Genomic DNA, 12,366 nt, shown 5'->3' with positions numbered 1-12,366 from the left:
AGGTATGACTGCACGCGCTCTTGATGAACTGCTGGCCGAAGGCGTCCGCGGACGCACCGTTCTGGTCCGCTCGGACCTGAACGTCCCGCTGGAAGGGGAGGAATCCTCGCTGCGGGTTTCCGATGACGGACGGATCCGGGCCTCGCTTCCGGTCCTCGGGAAGCTGGCCTCCGCCGGTGCGCGGGTCATCGTCATGGCTCACCTGGGCCGGCCCAAGGGCGAACCGCAGGAGAAGTACTCCCTGCACCCCGCCGTCGAACGCTTGAAGGAACTGGCGCCGTTCACCGTGCGGTTCGCCGAGGACACCGTGGGCGAGAGCGCGCGCCTGCGTGCCTCGGAGCTGCAGGACGGCGAAGTGCTGGTGCTGCAGAACCTGCGTTTCGACCCGCGGGAGACCAGCAAGGTCGACGCCGAGCGTCAGGAGTTCGCTTCCGAGCTGGCCGCACTGACGGGCGGCGAGGGCGCCTACGTGGATGACGCCTTCGGAGCGGTGCACCGCAAGCATGCCAGCGTCGTCGACATCGCGAGCCTGCTGCCGTCGTACCAGGGCGACCTGGTCCGCACCGAGGTGGAGGTGCTGGACCGGCTGACCGAGGCCCCGCAGCGCCCCTATGTCGTGGTGCTCGGCGGGTCCAAGGTGTCGGACAAGCTCGCCGTGATCGAGAACCTGCTGCGCCGTGCGGACGCCATCCTCGTCGGCGGCGGCATGGTCTTCACTTTCCTGGCGGCCCAGGGCCACAAAGTGGCCTCCAGCTTGCTCGAGGAAGACCAGCTCGACACCGTCCGCGGCTACCTGGCCAAGGCCAAGGAAAACGGGTGCGACTTCGTGCTGCCGACGGATATCGTCGTGGCCGAGAAGTTTGCCGCCGACGCCGCACACGAGACCGTGCCGGCCGGCGACATCGAGTCCTCCAGCTTCGGCCCGACGGGCATCGGGCTGGACATCGGCCCGGAGTCGGCCGAAGCCTTTGCGCAGCGGATCCATTCCGCCAACACCGTCTTCTGGAACGGCCCGATGGGCGTGTTCGAGTTCCCGGCCTTCGCCAACGGCACCCGTACCGTGGCCAAGGCCCTGACCGGCACCGATGGCTTCACCGTGGTGGGCGGCGGGGACTCGGCGGCCGCGGTCCGCAGCCTCGGTTTCGACGACGATGCCTTCGGGCACATCTCGACCGGCGGCGGGGCGAGCCTCGAGTACCTCGAAGGCAAGTCCCTGCCCGGCCTGACTGCACTGGGCCGCTAAACGCAAACGCGCAGCACCGTACGGATCTGAAGCAAAGTCCGCCCCGCCCGGCAACGTGCGGGGCGGACCTTAGACGACTGGAGAGTCAGTGACTACCTCGACCAACGGCAAGTTCGACCGCACGCCGCTGATTGCCGGCAACTGGAAGATGAACATGGACCATGTCCAGTCCATCACTTTGCTCCAGAAGCTGGCCTGGACCCTGAGCGACGCCCGGCACGACTTCAAGCGGGTCGAGGTGGCGGTGTTCCCGCCCTTCACAGACCTGCGGAGCGTCCAGACCCTGGTCCGCGGCGACGACCTCGAGGTGGCGTATGGCGGCCAGGATCTCTCCGAGTTCGATTCGGGTGCCTACACCGGCGACATCTCCGGGCAGTTCCTCTCCCGGCTCGGCTGCAGCTACGTGCTGGTGGGCCACTCCGAACGCCGGACCATCCACGGCGAGTCCGACGAGACGCTCAACGCCAAGGTCAAGGCCGCCTTCCGGCATTCCCTGGTCCCGGTCCTCTGCGTCGGGGAGGGGCTGGCTGTGCGGCAGTCCGGCAACCACGTGGCACACACTCTCGGGCAGCTGCGGGCCGACCTCGCGGGGCTGCCGGCCGAGGACGCTGCCAGGCTCGTGGTCGCCTACGAGCCGGTCTGGGCGATCGGCACCGGTGAGGTCGCTGGCCCCGCGGACGCACAGGAAATGTGCGCGGCCATCCGTGCCGAAATCTCGGATCTGTACGACGACGCTGTGGCCGCTGGGGTGCGGCTGCTCTACGGGGGATCGGTCAAGGCAGCGAACGCGGCGGCGATCCTCAAGGAGCGCGACGTCGACGGCGTGCTGGTCGGCGGCGCCAGCCTCGATGTTGCCGAATTTGCTAACATTGTCAGGTTCGAGCACCATCTGGTGACGGACTAATCGGGAAAGGCCACTGTGGACGCTCTGAAGATCACGCTGCAAATCGTGCTGGGAATCACCAGCCTCCTCCTGACGCTGCTGATTCTGCTGCACAAGGGTCGCGGCGGGGGTATGTCGGACATGTTCGGCGGCGGAATGACGACGTCACTGGGATCTTCCGGTGTGGCCGAGCGGAACCTGAACAGGTTCACCGTGGTGCTTGGCTTGGTATGGGGCACGGTCATCGTCGCCCTCGGGCTGATCATGCGCTTCAGCGCCGAAGCATAAGGAATTCTTAGCCCCGTTCGCTCCGGGCCGGTCGTAGACTTGTGCCACAGATCGCAGTACGACACCGTGCTACCCGGAGATGAACATCATGGAATCTTCCTACGGGCTCAGAGCCGTGCGCGCCGGTTCGTCCACAGGGGCCGGCCTGGCAGGTTGGCAGGCCGACACCGGCCGTACCGTCGAAATCGTCCGCAAGGTCCCGGTGACCTACTGGTGTCCGCAGGGTCATGAGACAACGCCGGTTTTCGCGGAGCTGGCCGAACTGGAAATCCCCAAGACATGGGACTGTCCGCGCTGCGGGCGCACCGCCTGCCGTGAGCGCGGCGTGACCGCGGAGCGGCCGGGGGATGAGCCGTTCAAGAGCCACTTGGAATACGCGAAGGAGCGGCGCACCCCGGAGGAAGCCGAGCGCGTCCTGCAGGATGCCCTTGACCGGCTGCATCGGCGGCGGTCCTAGCGTAATTACCCAACGTCTCGTTGGATGGCTGCGGACCCGCGCAGTAGCGGGCGGCTGTTCGAGGATGCATCCGGCCGCCGCGATCCAAGTCAGCAGCGTGGCCCGCGCAGCCAGACTGGCGGAAACTCGTTCATGCCCAGCAGGCGCGCATGCTTCGGCGCGTCAACGTACGGGCCGCAGAAGGCGGCACCCCGGCCCGGTCAGCCCGGTTCCGCGCCGACCGTTTCGTCTCCCTTTTCGGCTTTAAACCCAGCGCCAGCACGCCGCTTCTACCGATCTTCGTTTGCACAACCACCCGGCCTGGTCCCGCTGCCGGCCCATGCCCGGAGCGGCCCTACCAACCGCCCCGCGTCGGTTCGTGCCGAGTTCTACCTCCCCGACACCGCCCCGCCCCCTGCGCAGCCCCGCTCGTTGGCCCAACCGGCCAGCGGGGGAGCGGTTTTCGGCCTAGCCAGCCAATAACGGCGCAATAACGGCGCGATAACGGGGCCGGAGTTGCACTGTAAAGGCATTACAAACTTGCAGCTTCATTGGGGTTCTTGGGGAGAAGAAGCGATGCTCACTGATCTGACCCGCCATTCCCTGGCGACCCTTGTGACCAAGCTCATGGCAGGAGAACGAGGGAGATCATGCCGATTATTACGGATCCGCACCTGTTCAACGAGCAGAGCCTATTCGTCGACTTGGAAGGGGTGCTGGGCCGACGCCTCTATCTGAAGATCGAGGGGTTCAACTTCGCCGGGTCAGTCAAGCTCAAGCCGGCCAGGGAGATGGTCGAGCGAGCTGAGCGGGAAGGCCTTATCGGTCCCGGATCCGTGCTGGTCGAGTCCTCCTCGGGAAACCTCGGCGTCGCGCTCAGCATGATCGCCGCCAGCAAGGGGTACCACTTCATATGCGTGATCGATCCGCGCTGCAACCCCGCCACCGCACAGCTTATGGAGGCGCTCGGTGCACAGGTGGACCTGGTTACCGAGCCGGACCCGGTCGACGGTTTCCTGGGGGCACGGCTCAACCACGTGCGGGAACTGTGCGGCTCCGACGACCGGTACGTGTGGCTTAACCAGTACTCCAACCCCGGCAACTGGGGGGCGCACTACCGCTGGACCGCCCCCGAGATCGCCGACGAGTTCCCGGACTTGGACGTATTGTTCGTCGGAGCCGGGACAACGGGCACATTGATGGGTTGTGCCCGGTATTTCCGGGAGCACCGCCCTGACGTACGGATCGTCGCGGTCGACGCGGTCGGATCGGTGTCCTTCGGCCGCCCGCCGGCTACCCGCTTGATCCCGGGGCTTGGCATGAGCGTGCGGCCGCCACAACTCGACGAGTCCCTCATCGACGACGTGGTATTCGTCGAGGAGGTGGACACGGTGCGAGCCTGCCACCGGCTTGCCGCGGGCGGGTACCTGCTCGGGGGTTCCACCGGAACCGTGGTGCACGGCGCCATGACATGGCTTGAGGCCCACAGGGCCCGCGACGTCACCGCGGTGACCATCTCTCCCGATATGGGCCGCCCCTACCTGGACACGATCTACCAGCCCGACTGGGTGCTGGACCACTTCGGGGCCGATGCCGCCGCCGATACCGCCTCGACGGCAGAATCCGGCCTACAGCCTGCGCCTGCGGCGGGGGCACAACTTCCGTCAGCAGCCGCGCTGACTGAATCCGTGGCACTAAGGAGCATTTCGCAGTGAATAAGTCCGTCGACACGCTATCGACGTCACCGGTTACCACGAATCAGACAACTCCGGCGATTCCCCAGGGGGATGCTCCTCCAGCCACACCCGCCACAGGCGTTGGCACTGCGGCGACGTCACTGGAGCGCCGGCTGGCGGCTCTGCTCGCATCGGTGGTCAAGAAGGACGACGTCCCCGTGGACGCCAACTTCTTCTACGAATTGGGCGCCGACTCGCTGGTGATGGCGCAGTTCTGCGCCCGGGTACGCAAGCAGCCGGACCTGCCTGCCGTGTCGATCAAGGACATCTACCAGAACCCTTCGATCTCGGCGCTGGCCGCGGCCCTGGCACCAGCGGAAGCGGCCCCGGCGGCTGCACAGGTGCAGGTCCGGCTGGCCGAGGTGTTGGCCGGCGTGCTCGGTGTCGACCAGGTGCCGGCGGATGCCGACTTCTTCCAGGACCTGGGTGCGGATTCGCTGGTGATGGCGCGGTTCTGTGCGCGGGTGCGCAAGGAGCCGGATCTGCCGTCGGTGTCGATGAGGGACATTTACCAGAGCCCTTCGATTTCGGCGCTGGCCGCGGCCCTGGCACCAGCGGAAGCGGCCCCGGCGGCTGCACAGGTGCAGGTCCGGCTGGCCGAGGTGCTGGCAGGTGTGCTCGGCGTGGAGCAGGTCCCGGCGGATGCCGACTTCTTCCAGGACCTGGGCGCCGATTCTCTGGTGATGGCGCGGTTCTGTGCCCGGGTGCGCAAGGAGCCGGACCTGCCCTCGGTGTCGATGAAGGACGTGTATGCCAGCCCGAGTGTCTCTGCCCTGGCTGCTGCTTTGGCACCGGCGGAGCAGGAGAAGCCGCAGGAGCCTTCACCGGCCGTGGCGTCCGTGCCGGAGAGGCCGGCGCCGATGGACGCGCGGACCTGGGAGTACATTCTGTGCGGCGTGTTGCAGACGCTGGTCTACCTCGGCTACTGCGTGGTCGCCGGCCTGCTGACGGTCGTGTGGTACCAGTGGGTGTTCCCGGAGTCGGGGCCGGGCAACCATCAGTGGCAGGAGCACGGCCTGAGCTTCCTGGAGATCTACCTGCGTTCGACGGCCTACGCGGGGGCGGCGTTCGTGGCCCTGTGCATCCTGCCGGTGGCGGCGAAGTGGATCATCGTCGGGCGCTTCCGTCCCCAGGAGATCCGTATCTGGAGCCTGGCTTACTTCCGCTTCTGGCTGGTGAAGAGCCTGATGCGCCTCTCGCCGCTCGCGCTGATGGCCGGTTCGCCGGTGATGACTTTCTATCTGCGGGCGATGGGCGCCAAGGTGGGCCGCAACGTGACGATCCTGACCACCCGGCTGCCGATCTGCACCGACCTGCTCACGATCGGGGAGGGGACGGTGATCCGCAAGGACGTGTTCGCCAACGGCTACCGCGCCCACGGCGGCGTCATCCAGATCGGTGCGGTGACGCTGGGCCGTGACGTGACCGTCAGCGAGGGCAGCGTGCTGGACATCGACACGGCGATGGGGGACGGCTCGCAGCTGGGCCACCGGTCCACCCTGTATACCGGCCAGGCCGTGCCTGCGGGCGAACATTGGCACGGCTCCCCGGGCAGGCAGACGGACGTGGACTACAGCAGGGTCGAACGGACCCCCTACCGTCCGTTCCGGCGGGCTGTGTTCGCCATGACCCAGCTCATTACGACGCTTGGACTGGGCCGGATTCTGGTGGGGCAGGCCGTCATCCTGTTCCTTCTCGCGGACCCGAACGTGGCCGCGCTCCTGGAGCGGCAGGCGTGGGCGTTCACCAGCTGGATCTTCTACGGCGACGCTCTTTTCTACGCCGGCCTGGGTGTTTTCGGCGGTACGGTCGTGGCATTGATCCTGGTCGCGACCGTGCCGCGGGTGGTCCAGCTCGTCCTGAAGCCGGACACGGTGTATCCGATGTTCGGGCTGCGCTACGCGGCAGAGCGGGCGGTGGCCAGGATGACGAACAGCCGCTTCCTGCCGTCTATATTCGGCGACAGCTCGTACGTCGTGGATTTCGCCGCGGCCCTCGGGTACAAGCAGCCCAACGTCCAGCAGACCGGATCGAACCTGGGCACGATGTTCAAGCACGACAACCCGTACCTGACTGAGATCGGCACCGGAAGCATGATCGCCGACGGGGTCTCATTCATGAACACCGAGCATTCGCCGACGTCGTTCAAGATGAGCCGGGCGGCGGTCGGCGCGCACAGCTTCCTGGGCAACTTCGTGCTCTACCCGGCCGGCGCAAAGACCGGAGACAACTGCCTGCTCGCCACCAAGGTGATGGTTCCCCTCGACGGACCGGTCCGACAGGACGTGGGCCTGCTCGGGTCGCCGCCGTTCGAGATCCCGCGCACGGTCCTGCGCGACGCCGCGCCCAAGGAGCAGACGACCCGCGCCGACTTCCGCCGCGACCTCGCGGCCAAGAACCGGCACAACCTGCGCTCGATGGCCCTCTTGATGCTTGCGCACTGGCTCGTCGCGTCGCTTGCGGTGCTGGTCTCGTTTGCCGGCCTCGAGCTGTCCGACCAGTTCGGATTCCTGGCCCTCAGCGCAGCGTTCGTCGTCATGCTCTTCGTCGGCATCCTGGCCCCCATCGGCATCCAATTCCTCACGCTGGGCTCCGTGCGGCTGAAGCCCAAACTCTGCTCCATCTACCACCCCGACTTCTGGTGGCACGAGCGGTACTGGAAGCTGCAGGCCCAGAGCCGCTACATGTCGCTCCTGAACGGGACCCCGTTCAAGCCGCTGATGTGGCGTCTGCTCGGCGTGCGGATGGGATCCCGGGTCTTCGACGACGGCTGCTTCATCCCCGAACGGACCCTGGTGACGATCGGCTCCCGCTGCACACTCAACAGCGGCACCCTGGTCCAGTCCCATTCCCAGGAGGACGGCATGTTCAAGTCCGACTACGACGTCATTGGGGACGATGTCACGCTCGGTGTCGGCGCACTGGTGCACTACGGCGTGACGATCGAAGACGGTGCCGTCGTCGCCGCCGATTCCTTCGTGATGAAGGGCGAGACCCTCACCCAAGGAACCCTCTGGGGCGGCAACCCGGCCGTCGAAGCCCGCACCGCCACCACACCGACCACCGCTCTGGAAGGGGCCCGCTCATGACCATCACCTCAGCGCTCACCTGCCGAACCGCCGGCGACACCTCGTCCCAACAGGCCACCGATCGTAACGACCGCGCTGCGGCGGCGCCGATGATGGTTCCCAGGTGGACGCGGGACCCCCAGGCGGGCCAGGGGCAGGTCGAGGTGGCGGTCCCCGCGGACCTGCTGACTGCCGTCCGGCCGTTGGCCCAGGTCCTGGAGGCAACGCCCGGCTCGATCTGGCTGGCCGCCCACGCGAGGGTTCTCCAGGCGTTGTCGGGCGAGAGCGAGGTCGCCACCGGTTGCCGGGATGCGACCGGGACGTGGGAGTGCAGCCTGGATCTGGGTCACCGGACGTGGCGGGACCTGGTAGGGGCGGCGCACGCCCTCCAGGACCGCTCCCCGTCCTTCGGAGCCGGGCAGGCCTCCCGGATGGATCCGCCAGGGTACGAGGTCGTATTCGACGCCCTTCAGGATGATGACATCGAGCTGCCGGAGAACATTGTCCTCGGCATCTTCCTCCGGCCCGGCGACCGGGGCGAGGTGCTCCGCCTGCGATACCGGCGGGAGGTGCTCGACGATGGCGCGGCCCGCAGGATCGCCGGATACCACCTGGCAGCGCTCCGTCACCTGGTCTCCGACCCTGAGGCGGATCCCGCCGATGCCGACCTTGTCGGTCCCGAGGAACGGCACCTCCAGCTCGAGCAGCTGGCCGGGCCCGTGCGGGCCCGCCCCCAACGACGGTTCCACGAGCTGTTCGAGGAGCGAGTACGGCAGCACCCCGAGCGCATTGCTGCCGTCCAGGACACCCGACAGTGGACCTATGCGCAGCTGAACGCCCGCGCCAACCGCATCGCCCGCGCCCTGGTCGGCCGCGGACTACAGGCGGAGGACATCGTGGCGGTTGTGGCCGAGCGGGACCTCGAGTGGATGTCCGCCGTCATCGGAATCCTCAAGGCCGGAGGCGCGTACCTGCCGCTCGAACCGAATTTCCCCTCCGAGCGGATCGCCAGAACGCTTACCCGGGCCGGATGCCGCACGGTGCTCAGCGAGGGAGGCAGCACCAAGTCGCTGGACGGGGCGCTGGCGGGGTTGCCGACGGCTACGAAGCTCCTCTTCGAAGACATCGAGACCGAGGGGCACAGCGCCGACGACCTCGGCATGGCGGTGCGTCCGGACCAACTCGCCTACGTCTACTTCACCTCAGGCTCCACGGGCGAACCGAAGGGTGCGATGTGCGAACACGACGGGATGGTCAACCACCTGTACGCCAAGATCGAGGACCTCGGGATCGGCCCCGGCGACGTCGTCGCCCAGACCGCCCCCCAGTGTTTCGACATCTCCCTATGGCAACTGGTCTCGGCCCTGCTGGTCGGCGGCAGCACCCACATCGTCGGGCAGGACCGGATCCTCGACGTCGAGCGCTTCGTTGACACGATCGAACGGGGCGAAGTCGCGGTCTTCCAGGTCGTCCCGTCGTACCTGGATGCGGTGGTGGCCTACCTGGACGGCAAACCCCGGGCCCTGCCCAGCCTCAGGTGCGTCTCGGCAACCGGGGAGGCCCTGAAGCCGGAGCTAATCCGCCGCTGGTTCGCCGCGATGCCCGACGTCAAGCTGGTCAACGCCTATGGGCTGACGGAGACCTCGGACGACACGAATCACGAAGTGATGAGCTCTGCGCCGGCTGGTGACTACGTGCCGCTGGGACCGCCGGTCCCGAACGTCCGGATCTACATCCTCGACGAACGGCAGCGGCTCGTGCCACTTGGAGCACCGGGCGAGATCGCCTTCTCGGGGGTCTGCGTCGGCCGTGGCTACATCAACGATCCGGAGCGGACTGCCCAGGCTTACTCCAGCGACCCCTTCGTGGAAGGCGCTCGGCTTTACCGGGCGGGCGACTACGGGCGCTGGTCGGCGGAGGGCAAACTGGAGTACCTGGGCCGCAGGGACAGCCAGGTCAAGATCTCCGGGTTCCGCATCGAGATCGGCGATATCGAAAACGCCCTCCTGCAGGTTTCCGGTGTCCGTGACGGTGCCGTCGTCGTCGGCGAGGGTGCCGAGCAGTCCAAGTTCCTCGTGGCGTTCTATTCCGGCAACCGGCCGCTCGAGGTCGACGAGATCCGCCAGCAGGTGGCCTCGCGCGTTCCGGCCTACATGGTCCCGTCGTCGTACAGATGGCAGGAGAGTCTGCCCCTGACCGGCAACGGAAAGATCGACCGAAAGGCCTTGGGCCGAATCGCGCAGGAAGCCGTTCCAGAAACCGCCGCACGAATGGAAGAGCTCTCGGCCACCGAGCAGCGGCTTGCCGAGGCGTGGGCATCGGTCCTCGGTCTACCGCAGGGCCGGATCGGCAGGCAGGACTCGTTCTTCGCGCTCGGCGGAACCTCCCTGTCCGCCGTGAAGCTTGCCGTCCGGCTGAAGCGCGCCGTGTCGATCAAGGACGTCATGCAGACGCCGGTCCTGGCCGACCTGGCTCAATTGCTCGACGCCGCTTCCGTCGCGGCCGTGGGCGACCCGCCCGGGCCGGTGCCGGCAGGAACCGCCGCAGATCCCGCTTCCTACCCCCGCGCGGCGGTGGGACAACCCCTTGACCACTCAAACCCGCAACCTTTGAATCGAGAGGACCTCTCATGACGTCGCCTTCAACCAGGACCCTGGACGTGGAACACCAAGCCGGCCGGCCGCCGATGCTCACCGTCGAGAACGGCCATGATCCCGCCCGATGGGCAGAACAGCACAGCGAGGCCCTGCGGATGGCGGTAGCTGAGCATGGCGCGGTCCTGGTCCGCGGACTCGGCCTCCGCGATCCCGCGGAAGTGGCGGACGTCTACCGCCTGCTGGTCCCGGGCGGCCTCATGCCGGACCGGGAGGCCTTCGCCGCCAGGCAGCCCTATCTGGATGGCGTCTACTCGTCCCTGAAATGGCCCGCGAACCAGCCCATGTGCATGCACCACGAGCTCAGCTATGCGCTTGAGTTCCCCGGTCTGATGCTCTTCGCCTGCCTGCAGGCGCCCAGCGTCGGCGGGGTGACCGGTGTGGCGGATGCCCGCGCGGTGCTGGACGCCCTGCCCGCGGACCTCGTCCAGCGTTTCGAGAACGAGGGGTGGCTGCTCGCACGCAGCTACAACGAGGACATCGGTGCGACCTATGAGGAGGCGTTCGGGGTCGCCGACCGCGCCGCCGTCGAAGAATACTGCCGCGCCCACGCGATCGAATTCGAGTGGCAGCCGGACGGAGAGCTCAGGACGCGGCAACGGCGCCCGGCTGTGGTTCGCCACCCCGTGACGGGCGAGCGCTGCTGGTTCAACCAGGTCGCGTTCCTGAACGAGTGGACGATCGCTCCCGAGGTGCGCGAGTACCTGGTTGACGTCTACGGTCCCGACGGACTGCCGTTCAACACACGCTTCGGCAACGGCGAGCCGATCGGTGAGGACGTCGTGGCCCTCTTGAACGAGGTCTACGAGGAACACACCCTTCGGACCCCGTGGGAAACCGGGGACCTCATGCTCGTCGACAACGTGCGCATGGCCCATAGCCGGGAGGCCTACGAAGGGCCTCGGGAAGTACTGGTCGGCATGGCCGAGCCGCGCAATGTATTTGATCTCGTTACCAAGGACGGTGCCCGATGACTGACTACGCTATTTCCCCGGCCGTTTCCGCGTCGGAGCCGAAGATTGTTCCCCCGTTCGCGGTCATTCCCGGAGCCCAGGTGCAGGAGGTGCTCAGGGGCCGGGAGAAGCAGGTCGTCGAGCTGGTCGAGCAGACTTACCGGACCCACGCGGCCGGCGACTCGGTAAATCCCCCGTCGTACTTCCTGCGCTTCCCGGACCGGCCCTCGTCGCGCATCATTGCGCTGCCCGCCTCCGTCGGAGGGGACGTGGGGGTCGACGGCATCAAGTGGGTCTCCAGCTTCCCGGACAACGTGGCGTCGGGGATACCCCGCGCCTCCGCCGTGCTGATCCTCAACGACCGGGCGACGGGGTACCCCTTCGCCTGCATGGAGAGCTCCATCATCAGCGCCTCCAGGACGGCGGCGTCGGCCGCCGCGGCCGCGGACTGGCTCAGCCGGGGACGTGGACGAGGACGCCCCCAGCGCATCGGGTTCTTCGGGACGGGCCTCATCGCGCGGTACATCCACACCTTCCTCGACGCGACCGGCTGGTCCTTCGACGAGATCGGGGTGCACGACCTCTCGGGCGATAGCTCGCAGGGATTCAAGGGCTACCTCGAGCGCAGCGGCACGCCGGCCCGGGTGACCGTGTACGACAACGCCGAGCAGCTGATCAAGAGCAGCGACCTCGTCGTGTTCGCCACGGTAGCGGGCCAACCGCACGTGCATGACACGACGTGGTTCGCGCACAACCCGCTGGTGCTTCACGTGTCCCTGCGCGACTTGGCGCCGGAGATCCTGATGGGCTCGATCAACATCCTGGACGATGTCGACCACTGCCTGAAGGCCGGAACGTCTGCCCATCTCGTTGAGCAGATGGTCGGCAACCGGAACTTCGTGGACGGCACCCTGGCCGACGTCATGGCCGGCAGGGTCCCGCTATCGGATGACCGCCCTGTGGTGTTCTCCCCGTTCGGCCTGGGCGTGCTCGACCTGGCGGTCGGCAAGTACGTCTACGACGAACTTGCAGACAGCGGACAGCTCCGGGTGGTCGAGGACTTCTTCTCCGAGTTGCGACGGTACGGCTGACCCGGGTCCAACCA

At 67.2% G+C, this 12,366-nt stretch carries 9 protein-coding genes; all 9 read left to right on the top strand.

Going from position 1 to position 12,366, the window contains the following annotated elements; all coding sequences use genetic code 11:
• Positions 1 to 4: 4 nt before the first annotated feature.
• The 9 genes from WFH44_RS08780 (at position 5) to sbnB (ending at position 12,352) form a co-directional block, all read left to right on the top strand.
• Positions 5 to 1,243 (top strand): phosphoglycerate kinase, encoded by a 1,239-nt coding sequence (locus tag WFH44_RS08780; protein WP_336713377.1) that lies wholly within the window; start codon positions 5 to 7, stop codon positions 1,241 to 1,243.
• 88 nt (positions 1,244 to 1,331) lie between these two features.
• Entirely contained in the window at positions 1,332 to 2,147 is an 816-nt protein-coding gene (tpiA, locus tag WFH44_RS08775) for a triose-phosphate isomerase (RefSeq protein WP_336713375.1), read from the top strand.
• Between the two features lie 15 nt (positions 2,148 to 2,162).
• On the top strand, positions 2,163 to 2,414 hold the full coding sequence (secG, locus tag WFH44_RS08770) for a preprotein translocase subunit SecG (protein ID WP_262104404.1): 252 nt from the start codon (positions 2,163 to 2,165) through the stop codon (positions 2,412 to 2,414).
• 88 nt (positions 2,415 to 2,502) lie between these two features.
• A complete protein-coding gene (locus tag WFH44_RS08765; protein ID WP_336713373.1) occupies positions 2,503 to 2,871 on the top strand; it encodes an RNA polymerase-binding protein RbpA in 369 nt (122 codons plus the stop codon).
• Positions 2,872 to 3,500: 629 nt separating this feature from the next.
• The gene (gene sbnA, locus WFH44_RS08760; RefSeq protein ID WP_336713371.1) at positions 3,501 to 4,565 is read left to right on the top strand and encodes a 2,3-diaminopropionate biosynthesis protein SbnA; all 1,065 of its coding nucleotides are present in this window, start codon (positions 3,501 to 3,503) and stop codon (positions 4,563 to 4,565) included.
• Positions 4,562 to 7,675, top strand: coding sequence for a Pls/PosA family non-ribosomal peptide synthetase (locus WFH44_RS08755; protein WP_336713369.1), 3,114 nt, complete (start codon positions 4,562 to 4,564; stop codon positions 7,673 to 7,675). The genes sbnA and WFH44_RS08755 overlap by 4 nt, the downstream gene beginning before the upstream one ends.
• A complete protein-coding gene (locus WFH44_RS08750; protein WP_336713368.1) occupies positions 7,672 to 10,287 on the top strand; it encodes a non-ribosomal peptide synthetase in 2,616 nt (871 codons plus the stop codon). The genes WFH44_RS08755 and WFH44_RS08750 overlap by 4 nt, the downstream gene beginning before the upstream one ends.
• Positions 10,284 to 11,282 carry a TauD/TfdA family dioxygenase gene (locus tag WFH44_RS08745; RefSeq protein ID WP_336713366.1) on the top strand — a complete coding sequence of 333 codons (999 nt, stop codon included), beginning with the start codon at positions 10,284 to 10,286 and terminating at the stop codon, positions 11,280 to 11,282. The genes WFH44_RS08750 and WFH44_RS08745 overlap by 4 nt, the downstream gene beginning before the upstream one ends.
• Positions 11,279 to 12,352: a 2,3-diaminopropionate biosynthesis protein SbnB gene (sbnB, locus tag WFH44_RS08740; RefSeq protein WP_336713364.1), complete on the top strand. Its 1,074-nt coding sequence runs from the start codon at positions 11,279 to 11,281 to the stop codon at positions 12,350 to 12,352. The genes WFH44_RS08745 and sbnB overlap by 4 nt, the downstream gene beginning before the upstream one ends.
• Positions 12,353 to 12,366 lie beyond the last annotated feature (14 nt).

The sequence above is a fragment of the Arthrobacter sp. USHLN218 genome (assembly GCF_037144715.1).
Taxonomy (GTDB): Bacteria; Actinomycetota; Actinomycetes; order Actinomycetales; family Micrococcaceae; genus Crystallibacter.
Note: the sequence above shows the minus strand (reverse complement) of the source record. Positions and strands in the feature narration are given on the sequence as shown.

What these genes read in the sequence shown, in the direction of transcription:
- sbnB (WP_336713364.1), top strand. Translation starts at nt 11,279, where the DNA reads ATGACTGACTACGCTATTTCCCCGGCCGTTTCCGCGTCGGAGCCGAAG.
- WFH44_RS08765 (WP_336713373.1), top strand. Translation starts at nt 2,503, where the DNA reads ATGGAATCTTCCTACGGGCTCAGAGCCGTGCGCGCCGGTTCGTCCACA.
- WFH44_RS08780 (WP_336713377.1), top strand. Translation starts at nt 5, where the DNA reads ATGACTGCACGCGCTCTTGATGAACTGCTGGCCGAAGGCGTCCGCGGA.
- WFH44_RS08745 (WP_336713366.1), top strand. Translation starts at nt 10,284, where the DNA reads ATGACGTCGCCTTCAACCAGGACCCTGGACGTGGAACACCAAGCCGGC.
- sbnA (WP_336713371.1), top strand. Translation starts at nt 3,501, where the DNA reads ATGCCGATTATTACGGATCCGCACCTGTTCAACGAGCAGAGCCTATTC.
- WFH44_RS08750 (WP_336713368.1), top strand. Translation starts at nt 7,672, where the DNA reads ATGACCATCACCTCAGCGCTCACCTGCCGAACCGCCGGCGACACCTCG.